The sequence below is a fragment of the Ureibacillus sinduriensis BLB-1 = JCM 15800 genome (assembly GCF_000772955.1).
Lineage (GTDB): Bacteria > Bacillota > Bacilli > Bacillales_A > Planococcaceae > Ureibacillus > Ureibacillus sinduriensis.
Map to the genome: position 1 here is coordinate 64,917 of NZ_JPVO01000053.1, position 25,046 is coordinate 89,962.

Consider the following 25,046-nt stretch of genomic DNA (forward strand, 5'->3'; position numbering starts at 1 on the left):
CTTACGTTTTCCATGTTGCGTGGAAAACTCTTTTTCTATGAACCTGCTTGGCAATTGAAAATGTTAAATGTACAAGACTGCATCATCCACTCGTTTCATCCAAGAACTGCATATACTTTAAGGAGTGTCCATTTGAAAAGGAGTGATAAAATGAGTGAGAGGCAAGAGGCAATTCCGAATAAGGTTGTGGATTTGCTAGTAAGTGAGGTTTTTCGGAAAAACAACGTGAATATTGACAATGCCAAATCAAAGTTGACAGATGAGCAAAAACGGGCAATCAGGGAACTGGTCGATGAATTGAAATCGCAAGTAGAAACATTTGTAAAAGAATCTCCTTCTTCAAAAAAAGAATAAGAGGTAGCATGAAACGTCTCGAAAAGGAGACGTTTTCTTAATGTAGCAAAAAAAATTTGGAACTTTACCGTGCTGGCATGTTCGAATCCCATCCATAAATAAGTATATCGAGGTTGAAAAATAATCTGACTATTGGTCATAATAACTGTAGTAGGATACTTTTAGGAGGGCTTCCATGAAAATTACAATTGAATGGACATATAAAACGAAGAATGGGATTGAAACAACATTTCGTTCCGAAGAAATGCCGCCTGCCCATGCTTTAACAATTGGGGAAGATTTGGAGAAAACAGGACGTGTGAAAAAAATACAATTTATCGATCAACATGACAGCACATGGATGGCCAAAGAGTTAAAAAAATACATCAAGGAAATCGAAACGGAGCCGCATAACGTCAAAGTTTATTTTGATGGGGGATATGATATTCAAACAAGTCATGCCGGTTTGGGGATTGCCATATATTATGAGCAAAATGGTAAGCAATACAGATTGAGACGCAATGCACCGGCTTCTGGACTTAATTCGAATAATGAAGCAGAGTATGCTGCACTCCATTTAGCTATCGTTGAGCTTGACTTGCTGGATGTACATCACCAGACTGTTCAATTTATTGGAGATTCACAGGTTGTCATTAACCAGATGAGCGGCGAATGGCCGGCTTATGAGAAGGAACTTGCAGGTTGGGCTGATCGAATTGATGAGAAATTGAACAATCTTGGAATCACTCCGGAATTTCAACTTGTTCCCCGTAAATCAAATTCCGAAGCGGATCGATTGGCTACTCAAAGCATGCAAGGCATTGAAATAACGGGTCAAATAGAACTTCAATAAGGAATGGTTTCGTATTTTAGTGCAGGTTTAATCGTTCGATAATATTATTATGTAAACCAAAATGCGCACTGTTAATCTCTTTTATCTCTTGTTTCAGTTCTATTTGTAACTCTATCAGCATAAATAAAAATGGTGAGAAAATCTATCATTATATATATGAGGGTAGGGGGAGAAGAAATGGAAGAAACAGTTGTCAAAAGAATAGGAATCAATCGCCTAGTCGATAAAGTTTGTTCACCAGAAGAAGCTGCGGCATTAATACAAAATGGCAATATCGTAGGAATGAGTGGTTTTACTCGTGCGGGCGATGCAAAAGTAGTTCCGTTGGCTCTGGCGGAACGTGTTAAAAGTGAAGCGTTAAAAATCGATGTATATACAGGTGCATCTTTGGGACCTGAAGTCGACCAAGTTTTGGCGCAAGCGGGCGGGATCCGAAAACGTGGGCCCTATCAAGGAGACCCTGCCATACGAAATTTAATCAATACGGGGGAAGTTTTATATGTGGATGCACATCTTTCCCATAATGCGGAGCTGGTCCGTCAAGGCATTATTGGTCCGATTGATTTTGCCATTATCGAGGCGACTGCCATTACAAGCGACGGTTTACTTGTACCAACGACTTCTGTTGGAAACTCACCTATCTATGCAAAATACGCAAAGAATATTATCGTTGAATTGAATTTAGCACACTCCGAGTCATTTGTCGGAGTGCATGATATATATATACCGGAAGACCAAGGAGAAAGAAAGCCGATTCCGATATTAAAACCTGTTGATCGTATCGGGGATATTGGCATAAAGATTGATACAGAAAAAATTATAGCGATTGTGGTATCCAACGAAAAGGATGCTCCATCTCTAATAGTCGATCCGGATGATGAAACACAAGAGATGGCGGAACATTTATTGAACTTCCTTCGGAGCGAGATAAGAGCAGGTCGCCTGACGAATAAATTGGCGCCCCTCCAATCGGGTGTCGGTTCGGTTGCAAATGCTGTACTGGAAGGATTTAAAGATTCCGAATTTGAAGATTTGGTTATCTTTTCTGAAGTGCTGCAAGATGCAGTATTCAATTTAATTGATGCTGGAAAAGTATCATTTGCATCATGTACCTCCATCACTATTTCAGAGGATTTGCAAAAAAAGGTGTACGGGAATATCGAAAATTATGCCGATAAAATCATCATTCGTCCACAAGAAATTTCAAATCATCCTGAAGTCATCCGCCGTTTGGGCTTGATTGCCATTAACGCAGCATTGGAAGTGGATATTTACGGGAACGTGAATTCCACTCATGTAGGTGGAACAAAAATGATGAACGGTATTGGCGGTTCCGGTGATTTCACTAGAAACTCGCGTTTAAGCATTTTTGTTACGAAATCATATGCCAAAGGCGGCAAGTTATCCTCTATCGTGCCGATGGTTGCACATCACGATCATACAGAGCATGATGTTCATGTTATTGTGACGGAGCAGGGAGTGGCAGATTTACGTGGCCTAGCACCGAAAGAAAGGGTTCCTTTAATTATCGAAAATTGTGTACACCCAGATTTTAAACAGCAGCTTTGGGATTATTATCATGAATCTGTCGCCTTAACCGGTAACGCACATACTCCGCACAATATGGAAAAAGCGCTCTCATGGCATGTAAGTGCGGCTAAATCGGGGACAATGAAAATGTAAATTAGTAAACTAGAAACCTTTTGTTGAAAGAAATTTCAATAAAAGGTTTTTTAAAAGCTCAAAATTCCATTCCACCCATCTTTTTGGCAGGCGTTTAAGAGGCATACGCTTCAGATACTCCAATCTACCTAAATAAGGAAAATAACCTACAATTTAGTATAGCCAAGCTCCAGGTTATACATCAGGTCGTTTGTTTTGATTATTTAATCTCACAATCATATTCTGCTACAATCAAGTTATCGAACAACTAGAAAGTAGGATTTATATGTATAAAACAATTGGAGTTCTTGCTCACGTGGACGCTGGCAAAACAACTTTTTCAGAACAGCTTCTATATCATACAGAAAGCATTAAAGAACGGGGGCGGGTGGATCACCAGGACGCTTTTTTGGACAATCATTCAATTGAACGTAAGCGCGGTATTACGATTTTTGCTGAACAGGGCAGATTCGACTACAAAGGAGATACATATACTCTTATCGATACACCTGGGCATGTTGATTTCTCACCGGAGATGGAAAGAGCAATCCATGCTATGGACTATGCCATTCTAATTATTAGTGCAATCGATGGAATTGAAGGGCATACGGTAACGGTTTGGAATCTACTAAGGAAATATCATGTACCGACCTTCATCTTCATTAATAAAATGGATCGGGAAGGTGCAGTGATTGATGAGGTTATGCAGTCCATTCGGAGCGAGCTTTCCGAAAACGCCATTTTGCTGGATGAACAAGTGAATCCAGACCAAATGCCGGATAAACATATTGAGTGGATTGCTGAAAGGGACGAACTATTATTGGAGCAATACATGGAAGGAAAGGTAGATGCCACATCCCTCTTTAATGCTTTGCTAACGTTAATCAAAACTGAACAGGCGTTTGTCTGCATGTCGGGCTCTGCCTTGAAGGATATCGGGGTAAAGGAATTCTTAGAACAGTTATCACGATTGATGCCCACTGATTTTGATGCCGATTCATCCTTTAAAGGGCTAGTCTTTAAAATCAGGCATGATGAAAAAAACCAGCGGCTCACTTTTATAAAAGCACTACAAGGTACTTTGAATGTTCGTGATGAGTTCAGCTTTGCGCTAACTACAGAAAAAATAACCGAAATTCGACTGTACAACGGAAATCGCTATCATACAGTGCAAAAAGTTGAAGCAGGAGAAATCTTTGCAGTAAAGGGATTATCATACCCCCAAATTGGAACTATTATTGGAAGTGAAAGTGTTCAAGAGAAGTTGGAACTTATACCAACTTTACAGGCAAAAGTCGTCTATAACGGAACGGAGCATATAAAAGATATTCTTCGGTATTTCCGGATATTGGAATCTGAAGAGCCTACATTAAAAGTAGTTTGGAGTGAAAAGTTCCAGGAAGTGAACGTTCATGTAATGGGGGTCATTCAATTGGAGGTCTTGATTGAAGTGGCCAAGGAGCGTTTTGGCATTGATATTCAATTTGATAATCCGAAAATATTATACATGGAAACAATTGAAAACAGCTGCGTTGGTTATGGTCATTTTGAACCGCTCAAGCACTATGCGGAAGTTCATCTGAAAATGGAGCCAGCTCCAAGGGGATCAGGTATTAAATTTCGAAATGAATGTCATGCAGATGATTTATCTATCGGTCACCAAAGACTAATTGAGAAACATTTGTTCGAACGAGAACACCATGGCTTGCTCACAGGCTACCCTGTGACTGATATTTGCTTTACCTTATTAACAGGCCGTGCCCATGTTAAGCATACCGATGGTGGGGATTTCAGGGAAGCGACATTCCGGGCATTGCGTCAAGGACTTGAACAGGTGGAGAATAGGTTATTGGAGCCTTATTACCAATATAAAATGAAAGCTTCCACAGATTTTATGGGGCGCATGCTATCAGATATACAACAAGCAAGCGGCACATTTGAAACACCAAACATTATGGGCGAACAAGTAACGATTTCTGGAAAAGTACCGGTATCAACATTTATGAATTACAGCGCAACCTTTGCTGCCTACACAAATGGTAAAGGTGTACTGACTCTTCAATTCGGTGGCTATGATTTTTGCCACAATGCAGAAGAAGTAATAGAAGCTATCGGCTACGATAAAAATGCTGATCCGGAATATTCATCGTCAAGTATTTTTTGTGCAAAGGGAAAAGGATATTCGGTTCCGTGGAGTGAAGCCGAAGCAGCGATGCATTGCATAAAAAAATAATAAATCCTCTTTATAAGATATCCAAAAGAAATCGGATTATTTTAAGGAAGTATAAATGAATCAAAGAAAAACAAACTAATTTTGTAATTTAAAATTAGGAGGTTATTTCAATGAAACAAAACCCACAAGACGTTCCAGGAAGACCAAAGAAATTTGTTAGCAAAGAAGAAATGATAAATAACACTAAAGATAACATGCGTGAAGCTGAGATCAGCATGGAATTTGCTGGTGAAGAAGAGCTGGAACATCTGCAAGAGAAAAACGAACGCAGGAAACATGCGATACAGCGAATGAAAAATGAGCCATTAACATAGAAATTGAACTACTAATAAAGAAGAACCTGGCTGGATTGAAGGCACTTGTTGGATATGGCGGACGGCAAGATCCAAAATACAGGTTGAACGAAACGTGCATGTGAGGGGACAGGGGCGCAAAAGAAGCAGTGTTAAATAAAAATTAACACTGCTTTTTCATATGTTCCTAAAATATTTATAAAAAATAAAAAGTGGAATGTAAGTGGCCACGTTTTATGTTAAAATAATTGAACGGCATAACCACATGAAATTTGTGTTTTCCTAAATTGCTTATTGAATATAACATACACTTTCATGGTCCAGTGATTTTGGATGAATAGGACCGAACAAGTAGAGAAAGTTTTATTGGAGGCTTATGATGAACTATAAAATTATTAACAAACCAGTATTTGAACAAGCGCAGGTTCGTTCGGTATCAGATGTTGAGTTTACTGAAGAACAACAGAAAGAAGGGATGAAATTAGCGGTTTCCAAAGTGGACCCAACTCTAGCCCTTTATTTAATTGATTCCGAAGGTAAAAAGAAGTTTGAAGTTCGTTGGGACGACTCTTCCGAATTGTTCAACGGATGGTATTCTGCATGGGATAACTTCACATGGTGTCTAGGCATTGTAGAACCACCAAAAGAACAATAATATCTATTCTAGAATGACAATCATCGCAAGGGCTCCTGCTTTTATAAGTGGGAGCTTTTCTCATTTTATAAATATCAAATGGAATAGGAACTCCAAATCTTTTATACATAAATGCTTGCTTACTCCAATGTACCACCCTCACAAAAAGTGTGAGTATATAAAAACTTTCATAGTAAATGGAAGAAAGTTAAGAAGTTTTTTAAATTTAGTAGTAGAATAATAGAATAGAGCATAAATACAAAGTGTACCATCGGAACTATGATGCGTACACTTCTTTTATACAATGAACACTTGGTATATACACAATCCAAGGTTATAGTATGGAACATATAACGGATTCTTTTGGGGTGAAGCTATTTGATAAAATATCAAACAAATAATGTTACAGTTTTTCAAAGTGTTTTATATAAAACAACATCCCTTGTTATTCGAACTGAGGATTGCATAATCGTCGTCGATCCTAATTTACTTCCTGAAGAAGTGCTTGAAATTCGTCAGCATGTTGACAAACTCAAGGAAGATAAACCGATTTATTTAATTTTTACTCACTCTGATTGGGATCACATTATCGGTTATGGCGCTTTTCAGGACGCAATCGTTATTGCCAGTGAAGCATTTCAAGCAAGAGAAGATAAAGAATGTATTTTAAGTCACATTACTCGCTTTGATGACCAATACTATTTAGACCGTACTTACCCGGTTCTATACCCTGTTGTGGATATTCCTGTCCTATGCGACGGACAAATGTTAGAAATCGGTCTTACAAAGCTTATCTTCTATAAAGCTGAGGGTCATACGGATGATGGGATCTTTGCAGTAGTTGAGCCGTTGGGAATTTGGATTGCAGGGGATTATTTATCGGATGTTGAGTTCCCATTTATCTATCACGATAGCGGGATTTACGAACAAACAATCGGGAAAACAGACAAGATTTTAGAATGCCATAATATCAGACTACTCGTACCGGGCCATGGAACAGCAACAGACATCAAGGAGGAAATAATTTTTAGAAAAGTGCTTTCCTACCGGTATATACAGGAACTTCGAAAGGCGGTAAATGAAAATGCCGATCATAGTTTCTTAATCCAGGGATATAAATATCGACAAGATCAAATGAAAAGTCATAACGAAAATGTAGAGTTGATAAAAAGAGAGCTTAAAGAGTTGAATTAAATTTTCAGGCGTACGAAAGGGATCATTTTCTTTTAGTACCTCCCAGGCAAATGCCGCATAAACTATAGAGGTGTATAAAAGGGGGGTGTCCATGAATTGGCTATTTACATCAACAAAGAACACCCAGGAGTGTTTTGCAATACGCAACGAATTCCAGAACCGAATCAAGTTGAATTCCGCAGAGATTATTTATCTGAACTGATTGAACAGCAAATACTTGATAGCCGCAAAATGCGGAATAGTTTCATTCATATGCAGTACTCACAAAATGATTGGAACCAGCATCAGGCTCGGCAAAATAAACAATTAAACAGACGATTGAATGAGCTGAAAGAAGTTCAGGAACAACAAGAGGCAATGGAGCATCGAGTAATTGAGTGGTTAGAAAAAATAGAGGACCAAAACAGCATTTTGCAACAAACCGTTAATTATGATCAACGCATTCATAATGATTTAGCGCAACAAATGAACGAGATGAGTCAAGCTCAAAAAACAGCAGTCCATCAGCTTAATGATATTGGAGCAGAACACAAAGAGATTGCAAAGCTCTTGGCGGATTTTACTTTGATGAATGAAGCATTCATTTCCCGTTTGGAACAAGTGGTTTCGGCTAATGAGAAGATTGAAGCTCAGGTCGAAGGACATAGTAGTTTCAATGAACATTTGGCAAGCTATCTTGCAAGCATCGAAGACTCTCAAAAGGATGTATTAAGCCGTGTAGATAATCATGAAGGGCTCTTGGAAAAAGTGCTACGCCAAATCGACCATTTACGCGCCATTGTGTTTGAGCGCAGTAATTTCCTGGAGGAAAAAGTAGAAAAGGCGCTACAAAGTTCAGATGCCTATTTACAAAAATAAAAAATTATTAATAGTAGGAACGAATTGCAAAGAAAAAAACATACATTCCATACATTCCTGCCTTCTTTCAATAGAGAATATTGGGAGAAAAGAAAATATACCACTTAGATTGAATTAATTTCTTATTTTTGATACAGTATAAGAAATATGGAATCAATGATGTGACCAAGTAAACGGGAATTGTGAGACAGAAAATATAGCATGTGCTGAGAGCTATATCACCTCTTCTCGTTGAAAACCTATCACGGAGATGCACAACTTGCCGAGTCGTTATCGTTACAAACGTGTAAAGGGTAATTGCATTTAAGCCTGCATGATGGCTATAAAAAAATGCAGTTATCGAACTAAGGTGGTACCACGTCTATTTGCACAAAGACGTCCTTGTCATGAGGATTCTTTGTGCTTTTTATTTGTTGAAAAATAGGAGCTGCCATTTATTTGTTCATGTTAACATTGTTTACCGATGTTTAATCAAAGCATATGTAACCAAAGCTTAGGTTTACTGCCAAAATTTGTAGCTGATAGATAAGTACAACTAAATTGGACTTGGGGTATATTTAAACTGGATTCAAAGTTTTTGCATAGGGTGCGAGGATGGACAATATCATAATGATTCGTGATTAACGAGTTTTCAAAATTTAGGAGGAAAAAAGATGTCACAACAAACGAATGATTTTTCAAAATGGTATATCGATACAATTCAAAAAGCGGATTTAATGGACTACACACCGGTTCGTGGATGTATCGCATTTAAACCTGATGGCTATGAGCTTTGGGAACACATTCAAGGGGAAATGGATCGCCGTTTTAAAGAAACAGGTCACCGAAATGCATACTTCCCAATGTTAATCCCGGAATCTTTCTTTCAAAAAGAAAAAGATCATATCGAAGGTTTTTCACCTGAGCTACCATGGGTTACGGAAGCAGCTGGGGAACAATTGGAGGAGCGCTTGGCACTTCGTCCAACTTCAGAAACAATGATCGGTCATTTATATTCGGACTGGATTAAAAGCTATCGCGACTTGCCGGTATTAATTAACCAGTGGGCGAATGTATTCCGTTGGGAGAAGAAAACATTGCCATTCATCCGTACTTCCGAGTTTTTATGGCAAGAAGGACATACTGCACACGTCGATGAAGAGGATGCGCGAAAAGAAACAATGCAAATGCTGAATATCTATAAAGAAGTGGTAGAAAACTTCTTGGCCATTCCTGTATATGATGGTCAAAAAACACCTTCTGAACGTTTTGCCGGTGCGGTTGATACATACTCAATCGAGGCAATGATGAAGGATGGAAAAGCGGTTCAGGCAGGTACTTCCCACTATTTAGGGACAAAATTTGCTGAAGCATTCGATATTAAGTATTTAAGCAGAGAAAACAAGCATGAATATGTTCATACAACATCTTGGGGTACGTCGACTCGTTTAATCGGTTCTGTCATTATGGTACATGGTGATGAGCAAGGTTTGGTATTGCCGCCAACAATTGCACCAACTCAAGTAGTGTTAATTCCAGTTGGACCATGGAAAAAGAATCCGGCTATTATTGAAAAGTTAGATGAAATTTTTGCAAGCTTAAAAGCAAAAGGAATTCGTGTTCGTCTTGATGATTCAGATCAATCGCCAGGATACAAATTCAATGAATGGGAACTAAAAGGGGTACCAGTACGCATCGAGCTTGGACCACGTGACCTAGAAAATGGCCAAGTACTATTAAAGGCACGTGACGAAGCCGATAAACAATCCGTAGAATTGGGCTCTGTTGTTGAAACAATTGAAAATGAACTAAAAGTGATGCAAACACGTCTTTTCGAAAAGGCAAAAGCATTCCGTGATGAAAACTCGCATACACATATTGATTCATTAGATCAGTTAAAACAGCACTTGGCTGATTCGGAGAAAAACGAAACGATTCCTGGATGGATTCTGGCTGGCTGGTGTGGTGATGACGCTTGTGAAACAAATGTAAAAGAAGAAACTAAGTTCACAACGCGCAATATCCCATTCAACCCGCCAACAGAAAAACATACTTGCATTAACTGCGGCAAAGAAGCGAAACACACAGTATGGTTCGGCCGCGCGTATTAAGAATAAAAAAAGTGTGGACAAAGTCGATCTTCGACTTTGTCCACACTTTTTTTAGGCTATTTCCTACAATAAAAAATTACCCAGACGTCTTGAAAACGCTTGGCAGACAAGGCGGGCAGTCGAGTGAAGACCCGAATAGAACTGGACGTTCATGAGGGGACGAGCGAGACAACCAACGCAGGATGAAAGACTTTGTCAACAGTCTGAACACTGCTCCCTCTCTAAAAGACAAATTCTATTGAAGCAAGAAAAAGTTGTCCAATAGAAGAGGTCAAAGAGAGGGATTTCTAAGGAACAAAGGGATACTTGTCCAATAGGGGCTCTCTAAAAGACAATTTTCTAAAAAACTCGGAAAACGTGTCCATTAGACGGTTTCAAAAAGACAAATTCTGCTGAACCAAGAAAAAGTTGTCCGATAAAAGGGCTCAAAAAGACAGATTTTTAAGAAAAAAAGAAAATTTGTCCAATAGGGGCACTCATAATAGAGGAAACAACGATAATAGCTATCTTGAAGTTTGGTCAAGATTCACTCAAATAAACTCCTGAAAATATCCACCCAGCTGGGGTGGATATTTGAATCCATACTATAGGCTCATTCTCTTAGCAGAGGGAATAAATTAAAGACATGATCAATGATTCTAATCTTTCTTGTGTCATGATTATCAGCTCCCTTTAGTTGAAAAAATGACTTTCCTGCAAAGAAATGATGGGTTTAATAATAGTATGAACTACACAGCTTAGTTTGCTTCTTGTAATAAATTACATACATTCATAGTGGAGTAAAATAAAAAAAACACCTTATCATCATAGATGAAGGTGTAAGTATATCAATCTTAATCTTAGTTATATGAATTGCATCGATGATGTTCATATTGATCGAGTTGTGCATTGGCACGCTCAACTTGGATGGTAGCATGCTCGATATGAAAATCATCATGCAAAATTCTCAAAGCTTCTTTCATCACTTTGTCATGTTCATTGCGTAAAATTTCTAAATGGCAGCTGACGGCAGGGAAGTCAGAACTAATGCTCCATACATGAAAATCATGTATTCCAACAACCCCTTGAATATTTAGTAATGCATCCCGAATTTGCTTCACATCGATGTTCATCGGTATCCCTTCCATCAAAATGTGGAAGGAAATAGTTGTTATTTCAAATCCGTTTCTTAAAATAATGATCGAGATAAGGAGACTTGCGATTGGATCTGCAATTGACCAACCGAATAATAATATTAGAATCGAGGCAATAATGGCACCGACAGAACCTAGCAAATCCCCTAGAACATGCATAAATGCAGCCCGTACATTGATATTTTCGCTTGTATCCGCTCGTGTTAAAATAAATGCGACAATAATATTTACAATAGCACCGGTTACCGCTACTGCCAGCATACCTAAACTTGAAATTTCCTCCGGATTCGCAAGTCTTTGCAATGCCTCGAAAATGATGATGAGAGCAATCACAACTAGTAAAATACCATTAAATAGGGCAGCTAGTATTTCCAATCGTTGATAGCCGAAAGTCATTTGACTATTGACAGCTTTTTCCCCCAATTTAAAAGCCAGCAATCCAATACCCAATGACAATGCATCACTAAGCATATGCCCAGCGTCTGATAAAAGGGTTAAGCTATTGGTTATTAAACCGCCGATAAAGACGACCAGTACAAATGAAGCAATGATGAAAAAGCTGATCAATAGCGCCTTTTTGTTTTTTGAATGATGATGGTTATGAGAATGAGAATGAGAATGAGAATGAGAATGAGCCATTAATAATCCTCCAATTTAGTTTTATTGTAGAGGGGAATAGTAGCTGATTCTGGTTTGTAGTTGTCCGCTCTTCGAAACGTGATTGACGTTATTTATAAAAGGTATTCGTTTATTAGGCCTTGTATGACTATTTAATAGAATTTAGTAGCACAATAATTTTATCAATAATTTTATATACCATATTAAAGCTGAAGTTTACTAGAGCTGTCATATCATTTAAATAGAAAAAGACCTAATCTTGATTGGGCCCTGACTGTTGAAAAACGATTTCATCCTGTATTGGTTGTCTCCAGTCCTTCCTGAACGGTTTCTACTATTCGTGTTTTCACTCGCTGCTTGTGTAGTTGTGAAGCGTTATCAAGACAGGCTGTAACACTTTCGTTTCGGGAATAACATAAAAAAAGGTGTAGACATTGTCGAATATCGACTTTATCTACACACTAAGACCGAAGATCTTGATTGGGCCACTTCAATCATACGGTTATGAATTTTTGTTTTGGAAAGCGACCATGAAATCTGCAAGTGCTTTACATGTTTCATATGGTACTGCATTATACGTTGAAGCACGGCAGCCTCCTACAGAACGGTGGCCATTAAGCCCGATGAAGCCCGCTTCTCTTGCCTCGGCTAAGAATTGCTTTTCAAGATTTTCATCACTGACTCGGAAAGTGATATTCATTAATGAACGTGACTCAGAATGAGCATGTCCATAATAGAAGCCGTTGCTGCAATCTATTACATCATAAATCAGTTTTGCCTTTTCCTCATTATTGCTTTCAATAGCTTCAAGGCCACCTTTTTCTTCTACCCATTTCAAAACTTCACCTAGCATATAGATGCCAAAAGTCGGGGGAGTATTGTATAGAGAATTGGCTTCGGCATGTGTTGAATACTTTAATAAAGTTGGAATGTTGGTGTTTGCTTTTTCAAGTAAGTCTTTGCGAATGATGACCACCGTCACACCGGAAGGTCCGAGGTTCTTTTGAGCTCCGGCATATATGATACCAAAGTTGCTTACATCCACTGGCTTGGAAAGAATGTCACTTGACATATCTGCGACTAGTGGAACTCCGCCGGTTTGAGGGAAATCCTTCCACTGAGTACCATAAATTGTATTATTCGAAGTGATGTGAACGTAAGAATCTGTTTGGCTGAATTGAATTTCTTCTAATGCTGGGATATTTCGATAGTCGTTATCCTTTGTGCTAGCGGCCTCCCGTATTTGCCCAAAAAGTTTCGCTTCTTTGAAGGCTTTTTCAGACCAAGACCCAGTTAAAATATAACTAGCGGTTTGATCACTGTTAAGGAAGTTCATAGGCACCATGGTGAACTGTAAACTGCCACCGCCCTGTAAAAATAGTACCTCGTAATTATCAGGAATCGAATATAGAGACTTTAGACGAGCGATTGCATCATTATGTACAGCTTCATAATCCTTGCTGCGATGGCTCATTTCCATAATGGACATCCCAGAGTGATTATAATTCACAAGTTCTTCTTGTGCTTTCTGTATAACTTCAATAGGTAGAGCAGATGGACCGGCATTAAAATTGTAAGCACGTTTTGTTGAATTCAAATAGAACACTCCCTGTAAAAGTTAATAAATTAATATATTGATTATATACCTTTTTTTCGCGAATGGATTTGATTTTTGTAAAAATGATGAATTTTTAGACATTTTGCATTGCCAAGTCAATCTAGTTAGAAAAATTTGCTGAAACGCTACATTAGATTTTGAGAACTTTCCGCTTATGACCTAACTCACCTTGAAAAGATGACATTTAATACGGTATAGAAATCTCGTTCAGATTCTAGCGAAAATCGCAGTAACAATGAATCCTGAAATTTATAATAGATTTTCCAAAATGTCCATAGCATAATTTTTGGTTCGGCATAAAGTATAAATATCTGAATGGAAAGGGGGTAAAGACATGGGATACTCTAGCAACGTAGGTGGAGTAGGCGACTACTGTAATGGTGGTAATAGCGGTGGTTATGGCAACGGCAGCGGTTTTGCATTACTTGTTGTTCTGTTCATTCTTTTAATCATCGTTGGGGCTTCATTTTTTAACGGTGGAAGTTACTAATCTCTTATTTTAAGGTACTCTAGCTGAATAGGTGCCTTTGTGGAGTAAATTCGCAGTATTACCAATTGTCTACTGTGGATGGTGTCTGTACTTTTTCCGAATTCTAGGTATTCTCTTTTTACAATAATGCCTGGAAATAAATGTAGGGAATGTCGATTATCGACTTCTCTACATTTTTACTTTCCTTAAGAATAATTTTTATTTGATAACCAAAAACGGTACATTTGTCCCTGTCACAATGAAGGGATCGACATAAATTATAGTATATTGAACAAAGGAGGAGAAAGTTATGTATTGCAACGCAGGCTATTCTAAAAATAACAGCGAGTTTGTTTTAATCGTTGTACTATTCATTCTTTTAATTATTGTTGGTGCTTACTACTTCAATAACTAATAGGATTGCTCCAAATGTTGAAAAGTGGACTTTAAAGCGATTGAGCTTTAAGGCCCACTTTTTTTATTGTCACTAAAACAAAAGTATTACTTCGAAACAGAGTTACGTAGAATAAATGAAATAAAAGAAGAGGACTTAAGGAAATATCGAATATCAATTACTTATTTATCCTTGAAATAGAATTATTTTCAATTACAATAAAGGTGCAATCAATATTAGTTAAAGGGGCACTTAAATGGGGAACGAAACGGAAAAGCGAATCGAAAAGCTGGAAGCAGAAGTTCGAGAGCTGCGTTTAGAATTGAATGAATTAAGGGGGAAGGATAATAGTATACACAATGCAGAAATTCTTGCGGGTGAAATGCCATCGCCAAAAATTACCCGTGAAGAAGATGATCATTCGATCAAACTAATTAAGTCAGAAAATCAAACAGAGGAATTGCCAACAATAAAAAAGACTCGTGAAGAAGAGAGTCATTTGGTCAAATTAAACAAGGCTGAAACTCAATCGTTTCAAACAACTTCAGCAAAAGCGGGCTTTGAAGAAGAGAATCACTTGGTCAAATTGAATAGGGTGGCGTCCACAAAAAATGAACCGATGATAAGTAGGACGAACGACGAAGTGGAGCTGGACCAAACAAAAACACCTCAGAAACAACGGAGTTTCGAGGAAATCATACTATGGTTACTACCAAAAGTCTTTATGCTAATTCTTGTTCTCGGTGTACTTTGGGGACTAAAGGTTATCAGCGATATTGGGTTATTCTCGAATGTATTAAAAATTGTTTTGGCGTACTGTCTATCCGTTGGTTTAATTATTACAGCCACGTTAATGGATCAAAAAAGGCCGGAATCCTCACAGATTTTTACAATCGTGCTTTACGGTGGGGCATTTATTATTGGAATACTAACAACAGCAGCAGGAGCTATCCTCTATGAAGTAATCGGTTTATATTTATCGTTACTTTTAGCTCTAGTTTATATTGCTTATGGAATTGCCATTTGTTACGTTAAGAAAAATGAAGTTCTATCAATTTTCGTCATTTTCACTTCATTGTTATTGCCTTACTTATTAGAATATATGGATTTCAATGGAATGATTATTTTACTGTATATCCTTTTAGTATATGGGTCCATGCAAGTTATCTTTATCAAACACGTTCAGTCGATTGCCATGTACATTTCATACTTCTTCTCGATCACGGCAGTTCAAATTGTTTGGGGTCTAAATGATGATAATGCACCACTGTATGTCTTAAGCTGCATCCTTTTGAATGTCATACTACTTCTCGTTTGGTGGCATTTTTATAAGCCGTTGAGTAAATTCAGGACGATTCACGAAGGCTTGCTATTTAGTTTAAGTGGACTGACGGTTCTCATGATTAATGTAATAGCCGACGACTCCGCGCTGCCATTATTGCTTATGGCAGTCATTTATGGCAGTTTGGCGTTATTTGCATATCGACGCAGTGAATTAAGGGTCGTCGATATTGCTGGTACCCTCGCACTATTAATTGTTTTCAATATCATCATGGTAATCAATGCGATTGACCATCTGGAAATGATATTATTGCCATTGAGTGCATTCCTTGGTTTAATGGTTTCACTAAGGCTGGGTGCCAAGTTAATGAAAATTACTTATACTGTATTATTTAGTTTTTTTGTAATGATTCATCTATTATTTGAAGAAATCGAGCCATTTTGGACTTTGGAACACTTAAATCATTTATTTATATTTATGTATTTAATCGCTTTATTCATCTATTTAAAGAAGCGATCCAAAGTAAAATTATCTGATGATGGAAAAGCCCAGCTGAATTTCACGTTGGATATTTTCCCAATTCTCTTGGCCACTTATTTCTTCTACTATGTATTTAAATTTGACATTACCTATCTATCAAATGATAATCATGCCTATTTAACTGCATTGGTACTTGCGTTTGTCATGCTGGTCTCATTGTTTGTTTCCGAAAAAATAATTGGCAGGGGACTTCGATACATCCTGATTTTCGCATTTTTACTTTCATTTATCACACTCATTCCGACTCATTTTGTGGAAGGGTTGGATATTTGGTTGAATCTAATCGTGCGAGTAATCTATACACTAATTCTCCTGGCAATAGTTGCGGATATTTATATGCAAGGATACTTATACCGAACTTGGATCTCGCAATTGAAAGTGGATGTGGAAGTTCTTTTAATAGTAGGGATACTGGGTTCAACACTGCTTGGCTACTCGATATTAAGTCAAACCTTATTTGATGGGTTAATCAGTTCGTTGCTTGTCGTTACGGGTAAAACTCTCCTTCTTTTCCTCACAGCGAGTCTCTCTCTTTGGATGAGTACGACGGGCAGCTATAGAAAAGTGAAAATTATGGGTTATTGTATTCTGGCGGTAGCTATATTCAAACTTGTGTTCTCGGATCTCGCTTCTTTAAATCTAATCATCCGAGCTATATTATTCATGATTATTGGTGGGCTCGGACTATTCTTGTCAAACCGGCTTCTTTCGAGTAATAACGAAAAGAAATGATAAGAAAATTCACACAATAAGATTCATTTCTTATATAATTTAGCTATTCATGATTATTAAAGGAGATATGGTATATGGAACTGGGACTAAAGAACAAAGTGGCAGTAATTACTGGGGCAAGTAAAGGAATCGGATTGTATACCGCTTTACAGCTAGTTAAAGAGGGAGCAAAAGTTGCGATTGCTGCTAGACATAATGATACTTTGGAGGAAGCGAAAGCATTTATTCGTGAACAAACCGGAGAAGAGATTCTGACAGTTTCAGCAGATGTGTCCATCGAGAAGGAATGTGAAAGACTAATTGAAGAAGTAGTTGCTCATTTTGGTAAGCTAAATATCGTCATTAACAATGCCGGTACTTCGTCAGCCAATTCATTCGAAGATGTGGAAACGGATTTATGGCACTCTGACTTGAATTTGAAGTTATTCGGGGCCATCCATTGTTCGAAATTTGCGCTTCCTTATTTAAAGGAACAGAATGGTGGATCGATTATTAACCTTACTGCAGTCTTGGCTAAAACGCCTCCTGCACAAAGTTTGCCAACCACGGTTAGCCGTTCTGCCGGCCTTGCACTGACAAAAGCGATGAGTAAAGATTTAGGTAAATATAATATACGAGTCAATTCGGTATGTATTGGTTTGATTCGAAGCCGACAAATCGAAAGCAGATGGCAGAATGAAATGCCGGAAGCTACTTGGGAAGAGTATTCCAGGGAAGTAGGGAAAATGATTCCTCTAGGCCGGATTGGCAATACAGAAGAAGCAGCAAATGTTATAGCCTTCTTAGCATCAGATGCCGCATCTTATGTATCGGGCACAGCCATCAATATAGATGGCGGGTCGGGTTCTGCTCTATAAGCCAAAATAATAATCCTGTTTGTGAACAAGCAGGATTATTTATTTATGTTTAAATGGTTACATATTTATATACCTTAATTAGCTATATCTTGTTCAAATAGTGTTATGATAACTATAAAGGGAAATAAAAATGAAACTTTTTTACTTATTATTCGTATGGTTTTTATAAGCATTATATGGACATGAGGATTGTAATGTTATTTTGCCTTTTAAAAACTTATTTATATGGAACGGGGGATTTCAATGTCAGAAATAAAAAACCCATTATTTGATGATTTAAATTCAAAAATGAATGCAGAAACCAATGCACTTTCCGAGTTACCACAGCAACAGCTTGTTAGCCAGGAAGAATTATCACAAATTAAGAAACGTCAACTTGCTCTAAGAGAAGAGCCTCAAGTACAAGCGCTCGCTGAAAAAATAGATGCAAAAAATCAAATAGCTGTACTAGAATTTGGCAAAGAAACTGCCACTGAAATCTCAAAGTTCTCGGATAAAATGCTGGCATCCATCAAAACAAGTAAGCTGGAGAAATCAAGTGAGCTTATTAATAACCTAAATAAAATTATGGATCGTTTTGACCCGCAGGATTTCAAAGAAGAGAAAAAGGGCGGTTTCCTAAAACGTTTATTCAACAAGGGTAAAGAACAATTAGAAAAAATACTATCGAAGTACGATACAATGAACAAAGAGATTGATGTGATTTATAATGAAATTCAAAAATATGAGCTTGAAATGAAACGCAATACGATCGAATTAGAACAAATGTATGATCAAAACTTAAGCTATTTTCAAAGTTTGAGTGAGCACGTTGCAGCAATAGAGGTGAAATTGCAACAACTTCATCCACAAATCCCCGTTTTGGAACAAAGAGCGGGTGAAGGCGATCAAGAGGCCATGATGGAGTTGGAAACACTTAAAAGAAATATGGAATTGTTGGAGCAACGAAGATATGATCTTGAAATGGCACAACAAGTTTCCTTCCAAGCGGCACCTCAAATTCGAATGATTCAGCAGGGGAATAATCACTTAATCGGCAAGATCAACTCTGCATTTGTGACAACTATTCCAATATTCAAGCAAGGGTTAATCCATGCGGTAACGATACAACGCCAGAAACTAGTGGCTGATTCCATGAATGAGCTTGATAAACGCACAAATGAAATGTTAATTCGAAATGCTGAAAATATTCGACAAAATAGCATCGATATCGCTCGATCAGCTGGCAATCCAAGCATTAAAATTGAAACGATCGAAACTACTTGGCAGACAATCATGTCAGGGATCGAAGAAACAAAACAAATTCAAGCTGAAACAGTTCGTAACCGTGAAGAAGGAAGAAAACGTATTGAACAGTTGCAGCTGGAGTATGAAAAATTAAAACGTATGTAAGCAAAATAGATTACCTTTCACTAAAAAGTGAAGGTAATCTATTTTCTTTTGGAAAAAATAGTTTAGTTTTGCTAAAGATTATCGATTAAAAAAATCCTCTTCTTCTACGAACTGGAGCACCCATAAAACCAGTATTACCTGCAAAGCCAGTATTACCAGCAAAGCCAGTGTTGCCAGTGAATCCAGCATTACCCCTAGTTCCAGCATTATATGGTGGGAAGAACTCTTGTGTCTCATTATAGTCATTCACAACAGATTGTGTACGTGGGAAGAAATGCTGATTATGAGTATTGTATCTATTGACCGTTGTCGTGTGAACTGGGTGATAATGCGGTACAACTGTGTTGAAAACGTTCGTTCTTACAACTTGTTGAGTTGGTGATACACGTGCTGGTGCAACTTGTGTTGGAAATACATTTGGCGGACAGCAGATGGGGTTATTGCAACGCCCACCGCAGTGATGGCGACGATTCATAAACTTTACCCTCCTCTTTTTCGGAATATCTTATGCATTACTAATCTATTCAAAAACAAGAATTGGAACTAGATAAATACCTATTATCGAGTAAGAAGTTTATAAGTAGAGTGATTATTTACGGTACTTAATGTCTTTGTTTTGAAAATATACGAGAACTTTAATTGATAAATTACATAATATAGATGGAGGAAGTCGGGCTAATGTCATGTATCGGAATTGTAAAGAGGTGCCTTACTCTAAAGTGTCTGTTTGCTTTTCGAGGGGCATGATATCTCAAAAACAAAAGAAGGAGTAAAAACAGATGAGTTCATCAATTGACTTTTCTTCACCATCCATTCAATTTTACTTTGATCTTAACAAAAGTCAGCTTTTTAAGAAGGATTCACAAAATTTTATCAATGTTCTCGGCGTGAGTGAATTAAACTCATTAAAGGGTACCTCAATGCTTGATACATTTTTGAGTAAAGGTAATATTGTCGAGCCTCATTACCATCAAAATGCGGCAGAACTCGTTTACTGTATTTCTGGATGTGCTATTGTTTCAATCTACAACCCGTTCATGAAACAATTAATGCAGTTTACAATAACTCCTGGTCAAGTAACGAACGTACCGCAGGGCTGGTGGCATTATATTGAAGCACAAACAGATCATACTCACTTTTTGGCCATATTTGATTCGAACACTCCCGAAGTGATATTGGGCTCTGATATCTTGAAGTTTACTCCACCAAACATTATGGCGAAAACATATTGCCTTGATGAACAGCTTTGGAAGCAAGCTGTTGGGCCGGTAAAGCCAGGCACATTTATTGGTCCACATAAAGATTGTCGTCCAAATTATCACTATCAACAACCTTACCCCCTATACGCTCCACATTACTCCAATCCTGTAAACCATCAACAAAAGAATCACCCATTCTATTCTTAAACCAAAAGGCATGGGACATGGGGGACCATGTCTTTTTTGATTTGAACAAAAGGACTTATAAAAATAGGCCCCGGTATAGATGTCGTACTTAGCATGTATCTTATATTTGATAATTCCTATCTATTTACTTATAATTAAAATCAATAGCTGGGCTTTAACTGTAAATAACTGTATAAGGAGTGTGGTTTGGATGGCATATCTATCGGAAAGCAGTAGGAGATATTTAAAGCAAGTGAATCGGCAGCAAGCAATACATACAATGACTCCAAATGAAGTGCGAAGTTTACGAGCCAATGACCGGAAAATTCAATTATCAACACGAACTTCTTTAAAGGAGAAGGTGGACAAACTCATTCCTATGCGTGATGGCGAACAAATACCTATTCGAATCTATACGCCGAATGGCAATGGACCGTTTCCACTGATCATTTATTATCATGGGGGAGGATGGGTTTTAAACGATATTGATACGTGTGATGCAACCTGTCAGCTTCTCGCTGAGAGAACGAAGTCAATCGTCATTTCAGTCGGTTACCGATTGGCCCCGGAATACCAATTTCCTATACCGGTGCATGATGCCTATGACGCATTTCTCTGGGCTGTCGATTGTTCGAAAGAGTTGAACGGGCTTCAAAGTGAGGTAACAGTAATGGGTGATAGTGCCGGCGGGAACTTAGCAACGGTTGTCGCAATATTAAATAATGAGCTTCAAGGTCCGGCCATAACTTCTCAGGTATTACTTTACCCGGTAACCGATTTAAATTTTTCTACAGATTCGTATCGTCAATTTTCAGAAGGCTATGGATTACAGAAAAAAGATATGGAATGGTTTGCTCATTTCTATTTACAAGAAAAGGAGCTACGGGAACATCCATATGTGGCCCCATTAAAAGCAAGCAATTTAAATCACTTACCCAAAGCTTGTATTGTCGTTGCAGAAAATGATGTACTAAGAGATGAAGGTACAGCATATGCACAAAAACTTGTAAAGCATGGCAATCATGTTGAATTTCACACTGCAAATGGTTTAGTGCACAGTTTTTTCACTAAAAATGATTTTTTTAATAAAGAAATTGAGGAGACTCTAAATATCATCCATGCATTTTTGGAAAACTAATATTTTAACAAGAGAGAAGCGAACATATTATGCTTCTCTTTTTCTTATGGTAATAAAGTGATGCCATTCTAACAAGAGTTATGAATTGCAAATTTTATTTGACAACTATATCGTTGGCTGATATATTCAATGTATCAACAGTCGATATACCGTTCGACAATATAGAAAGGACAGAATGATATGACTCAGGAACATCCTCCTTTAACTGAAGGAGTCTACTATATCCTGCTTTCTCTATTTGAACCTCGACATGGTTACGGTATTATCCAACTTACCGAAGAAATGACTGCGGGCCGCGTCAAATTAGGGGCAGGAACAATTTATGGAGCGATTAAAACATTACTGGATAAGGGGTGGATTCAGACTTTTGAAGATGATGGACGGAAAAAAGAATACATTATTACCGATGAAGGAAAAAAAGTGATTTATTCAGAAATTTCAAGATTAAGGGAACTTTTTGACAACGGTGTCCGTATAACAGGAGGCGGCAAAATTTGAGTGGAAGAAAAATAAAAATTCGGCTCTTTTTCGATTATGAAAAGGAGGAAGAATGGGTAAACCGAATGGCCAAAAAAGGCTGGAATTTATCCTCCTTTTGGTTAGTATACTATTGTTTTGAGAAAGGTGAACCGGGAGAGTTTACATACCGCAACGAAATGATAGGAGGGCTGGGTTCAAAGAAAGAAAGCAAAGAATATATAGATTTTTTGCAGACGTCCGGTATTGAACTTGTAAAGGTTGTATTTAACTGGGCATATTTTAGAAAAAAAGCCGCTGATGGCCCCTTTGAATTATATAGCGATACTACTTCGAAGCTAGCTTACCTGAACAGGATATTCTACCTTTTCTTAACAGTGCTTCTTATTAATTTGTTCATTGGAATCATTAATTCAACTTTGTTGATTCCGATAAATGGGGAGAGTTTTAATCATTTCGTAGGGGGAGTTAACATCGGATGCGCAATCACACTACTATTCCCTATGTTAAAAATTATGAAAAAAAGAAAAAATTTAAAGCAACAGTTAGAAATTTTTAATGATTAGAAAGGAGTTCTAAAATGACATTAACATTAGAGCATGTTGTGAAAAAATATAAAGATTTCACAGCGGTGAATGATCTATCCTTCACCATCGGGAAAGGTGAAATATTCGGTCTGATCGGCCAAAATGGTGCCGGAAAAACAACCACCTTCCGCATGATATTAGATCTTCAAGAGCAAACGTCAGGGACGATTACTTGGGATGGTACGCCAATAAAAAAAATCAACAGTGATTATTTAGGTTATTTACCCGAAGAGCGTGGTATTTTTCCTCAAATGAAAGTGGAGGAACAATTACTTTTCTTTGGTGAATTGCGTGGGATGAAACGCCATGAGATAAAAAAGGAAATCGACTTCTGGATTGCCCGCTTCGATTTGGAAGAAAAACGCAACAGCAAAGCTGAAACGCTATCAAAAGGGAATCAACAAAAAGTGCAACTGATTGCGAGTTTTATTCACAAGCCGAAATTCCTCATACTCGATGAACCATTCAGTGGGCTAGATCCAGTAAATCGGGACTTGCTGAAAAGTGCTATTTTATTATTGAAAGAGAAAGGGGTAACAATTCTATTCTCCAGTCATCAGATGGATAATGTTGAAGAATTGTGCGATCATCTATGCCTTTTGAAACGTGGAGTCTCTCTTTTTTCGGGTAGTCTGCTAGATTTGAAAAAACAATATGGCAAAACGAAGTTGACACTCCGTACGCATATTCCGTTGAATGAGTTGGAAAAAATGGCCGGCGTAAAAGAAGTTAAAAAGGATCGCGATGAATATATTTTGACTTTACTCGATGAATCGTTTGCGGAATCTATTTTCGATGTTGTTTCAAATGGACAATATATCGAAAAATTCAGTCTGGATTATCTATCATTGGATGAGATATTCAAAGATAAGGTGGGTGGCAACGTTGAATAAATTATGGATTCTAATAAAACAGCTATATAAACAAAAGGTGCGTGCAAAATCTTTTATCCTTATGACCCTATTATACATAGCCATAATCGCGGTTGTAATGTTTTGGTCAGAGATTAAAGGAATCTTTGTGGATGAAGAGGCGCTTGAAATTGCATTGGTCAATGAAACTTCCGTAGAATTGGACCCAATATTTGTATCAAATGAAGACATTAATTTCAGTTTCCCGAAGGAGTCGACCGAATCTTTATATAAACAACTTGAGGATGAAAAATTTGATGCCGTCGTGGTAGTGTCAGAGGAAGAAGAGAGATTAAAAGCGGATATTGCAACTTTTGTTCCTCTAAAATTAAACGATCAATCTACTATCTCTTCCTATGTGCAATATGCAGGAAAGATTTACGGGATCCAACAGCTGAACTTAACAGCTGATGAAGCTGATAAAATCCTGAACTCTGAAGCAATCATTACGAATACAAACTTGAACGAGAGTGTCGCGGATGGAAAAAGCGAGGATCAAAAACAATCAGGGATTTGGGCCTCCTACTTCGTGGGGATTGTTATTTACTTCTTTATTATGGCGTTCCTATCCATGATAACAACAGATGTGGCATCGGAAAAAGGGTCCAGGGCACTTGAGATGCTATTGGTCAGTGTGAAACCAGGTACACATTTCCAATCTAAAATTATTGGTATAACGTTGCTGGCACTTACTCAATTTGTCATCATATTCGGTTTCCTATTCGTTATGCTGCGGGTAACGGATGATGGGGCAAAATGGGAAATAGTGCAATCCATTTTAAATGAACTTTCCTATTCTTACGTATTCTATGTAATTGCATTCTTATTTTTAACAATTGTCCTATTCTTAATTATCGGTGCACTATTTGGTTCACTTGTATCGAAGGTAGAGGAAGCTTCCCAAGTAATGACTCCTGGAATCATGGTTGCCCTAGTAGGTTTTTATGTCATGATTTCTGGTGTAGCGAATCCGGATACTATACTCATTAAAGTCTTCTCATATATCCCTTTAACTTCAGGGATGGTCATGCCATTGCGTATTGGTGCCACGGATATAGCGACGATAGAACCTATTATCTCATTGGCCCTGCTGGCTTTGACGGTATTAGTTTTATATATTGTTAGTTTATCGTTCTACAAACGCAGTGTACTAACATATAGCTCCGGTGGGGTTATTCAAAAAATAAAAACGGTGTTCAAAGTGACAACATAACTATTCAAGCTCTGGCTGTAAAGTGATTCGATTTTTTGAATTCCTTTACAGTCTTTTTTTGTTGCCTACAACTTTTGGAGGAAATGTTTCGATTATTGAATTATTTTTAGAAATTGTCTTCACGAGTAATTTAATATTTGCTAAAATAAA

22 protein-coding genes and 1 pseudogene are annotated in these 25,046 nt (G+C 37.7%); 20 read left to right on the top strand and 3 right to left on the bottom strand.

Annotated elements, in window-relative coordinates:
- The first annotated feature begins 150 nt into the window (after positions 1-150).
- The 9 genes from CD33_RS13010 (at position 151) to proS (ending at position 10,150) form a co-directional block, all read left to right on the top strand.
- Positions 151-354 carry a hypothetical protein gene (locus CD33_RS13010; RefSeq protein WP_036201392.1) on the top strand — a complete coding sequence of 68 codons (204 nt, stop codon included), beginning with the start codon at positions 151-153 and terminating at the stop codon, positions 352-354.
- Between the two features lie 175 nt (positions 355-529).
- Positions 530-1,186 carry a ribonuclease H family protein gene (locus CD33_RS13015; protein WP_036201393.1) on the top strand — a complete coding sequence of 219 codons (657 nt, stop codon included), beginning with the start codon at positions 530-532 and terminating at the stop codon, positions 1,184-1,186.
- A gap of 177 nt (positions 1,187-1,363) precedes the next feature.
- A complete protein-coding gene (scpC, locus tag CD33_RS13020) occupies positions 1,364-2,869 on the top strand; it encodes a succinyl-CoA:acetate CoA-transferase ScpC (RefSeq protein WP_036201394.1) in 1,506 nt (501 codons plus the stop codon).
- A 265-nt stretch (positions 2,870-3,134) separates the two neighbouring features.
- A complete protein-coding gene (locus tag CD33_RS13025) occupies positions 3,135-5,081 on the top strand; it encodes an elongation factor G (RefSeq protein ID WP_036201395.1) in 1,947 nt (648 codons plus the stop codon).
- 110 nt (positions 5,082-5,191) lie between these two features.
- A complete protein-coding gene (locus tag CD33_RS13030; protein ID WP_052130220.1) occupies positions 5,192-5,395 on the top strand; it encodes a hypothetical protein in 204 nt (67 codons plus the stop codon).
- Between the two features lie 358 nt (positions 5,396-5,753).
- A complete protein-coding gene (locus CD33_RS13035; protein WP_036201396.1) occupies positions 5,754-6,029 on the top strand; it encodes a hypothetical protein in 276 nt (91 codons plus the stop codon).
- 357 nt (positions 6,030-6,386) lie between these two features.
- On the top strand, positions 6,387-7,202 hold the full coding sequence (locus CD33_RS13040) for an MBL fold metallo-hydrolase (protein ID WP_036201397.1): 816 nt from the start codon (positions 6,387-6,389) through the stop codon (positions 7,200-7,202).
- A gap of 96 nt (positions 7,203-7,298) precedes the next feature.
- Complete coding sequence (locus tag CD33_RS13045) at positions 7,299-8,060, top strand: hypothetical protein (RefSeq protein WP_036201398.1); 762 nt, start codon at positions 7,299-7,301, stop codon at positions 8,058-8,060.
- A gap of 653 nt (positions 8,061-8,713) precedes the next feature.
- Positions 8,714-10,150, top strand: a complete 1,437-nt coding sequence (gene proS / locus CD33_RS13050) for a proline--tRNA ligase (RefSeq protein ID WP_036201399.1) — start codon at positions 8,714-8,716, stop codon at positions 10,148-10,150.
- Between the two features lie 839 nt (positions 10,151-10,989).
- On the opposite strand, the gene CD33_RS13055 is transcribed toward proS, so the two are convergent.
- Positions 10,990-11,922, bottom strand: coding sequence for a cation diffusion facilitator family transporter (locus CD33_RS13055; RefSeq protein ID WP_036201400.1), 933 nt, complete (start codon positions 11,920-11,922; stop codon positions 10,990-10,992).
- A gap of 481 nt (positions 11,923-12,403) precedes the next feature.
- On the bottom strand, positions 12,404-13,498 hold the full coding sequence (gene serC / locus CD33_RS13060) for a 3-phosphoserine/phosphohydroxythreonine transaminase (RefSeq protein ID WP_036201401.1): 1,095 nt from the start codon (positions 13,496-13,498) through the stop codon (positions 12,404-12,406).
- Between the two features lie 409 nt (positions 13,499-13,907).
- Here serC and CD33_RS19925 point away from each other — a divergent pair.
- The 5 genes and pseudogenes from CD33_RS19925 to CD33_RS13075 all read left to right on the top strand — a co-directional run.
- Positions 13,908-14,009: pseudogene (locus CD33_RS19925) on the top strand (YjcZ family sporulation protein); the annotation flags it as partial.
- Positions 14,010-14,298: 289 nt separating this feature from the next.
- Positions 14,299-14,403 carry a YjcZ family sporulation protein gene (locus CD33_RS19930; RefSeq protein WP_084591352.1) on the top strand — a complete coding sequence of 35 codons (105 nt, stop codon included), beginning with the start codon at positions 14,299-14,301 and terminating at the stop codon, positions 14,401-14,403.
- Between the two features lie 235 nt (positions 14,404-14,638).
- Positions 14,639-16,936, top strand: a complete 2,298-nt coding sequence (locus CD33_RS13065; RefSeq protein WP_052130221.1) for a DUF2339 domain-containing protein — start codon at positions 14,639-14,641, stop codon at positions 16,934-16,936.
- A 74-nt stretch (positions 16,937-17,010) separates the two neighbouring features.
- The gene (locus CD33_RS13070) at positions 17,011-17,793 is read left to right on the top strand and encodes an SDR family NAD(P)-dependent oxidoreductase (protein WP_036201402.1); all 783 of its coding nucleotides are present in this window, start codon (positions 17,011-17,013) and stop codon (positions 17,791-17,793) included.
- A 243-nt stretch (positions 17,794-18,036) separates the two neighbouring features.
- The gene (locus CD33_RS13075) at positions 18,037-19,185 is read left to right on the top strand and encodes a toxic anion resistance protein (RefSeq protein WP_036201403.1); all 1,149 of its coding nucleotides are present in this window, start codon (positions 18,037-18,039) and stop codon (positions 19,183-19,185) included.
- A gap of 85 nt (positions 19,186-19,270) precedes the next feature.
- Here the strand turns inward: CD33_RS13075 and CD33_RS19935 are convergent, their stop codons facing one another.
- Entirely contained in the window at positions 19,271-19,660 is a 390-nt protein-coding gene (locus tag CD33_RS19935) for a CotD family spore coat protein (RefSeq protein WP_084591353.1), read from the bottom strand.
- A gap of 304 nt (positions 19,661-19,964) precedes the next feature.
- Between CD33_RS19935 and CD33_RS13085 the strand changes: the two genes are divergently transcribed.
- The 6 genes from CD33_RS13085 to CD33_RS13110 all read left to right on the top strand — a co-directional run bounded on the left by CD33_RS13085 (position 19,965) and on the right by CD33_RS13110 (position 24,896).
- A complete protein-coding gene (locus CD33_RS13085; RefSeq protein WP_036201404.1) occupies positions 19,965-20,591 on the top strand; it encodes a cupin domain-containing protein in 627 nt (208 codons plus the stop codon).
- 190 nt (positions 20,592-20,781) lie between these two features.
- Positions 20,782-21,708, top strand: coding sequence for an alpha/beta hydrolase (locus CD33_RS13090; RefSeq protein WP_036201405.1), 927 nt, complete (start codon positions 20,782-20,784; stop codon positions 21,706-21,708).
- Positions 21,709-21,888: 180 nt separating this feature from the next.
- Entirely contained in the window at positions 21,889-22,206 is a 318-nt protein-coding gene (locus tag CD33_RS13095) for a PadR family transcriptional regulator (RefSeq protein ID WP_036201406.1), read from the top strand.
- Positions 22,203-22,751 carry a DUF2812 domain-containing protein gene (locus CD33_RS13100; protein ID WP_036201407.1) on the top strand — a complete coding sequence of 183 codons (549 nt, stop codon included), beginning with the start codon at positions 22,203-22,205 and terminating at the stop codon, positions 22,749-22,751. Before CD33_RS13095 ends, CD33_RS13100 begins: the two co-directional genes overlap by 4 nt.
- Before the next feature lie 14 nt (positions 22,752-22,765).
- Positions 22,766-23,665, top strand: a complete 900-nt coding sequence (locus tag CD33_RS13105; RefSeq protein ID WP_036201408.1) for an ABC transporter ATP-binding protein — start codon at positions 22,766-22,768, stop codon at positions 23,663-23,665.
- Entirely contained in the window at positions 23,649-24,896 is a 1,248-nt protein-coding gene (locus tag CD33_RS13110) for an ABC transporter permease (RefSeq protein WP_235863210.1), read from the top strand. The genes CD33_RS13105 and CD33_RS13110 overlap by 17 nt, the downstream gene beginning before the upstream one ends.
- Positions 24,897-25,046 lie beyond the last annotated feature (150 nt).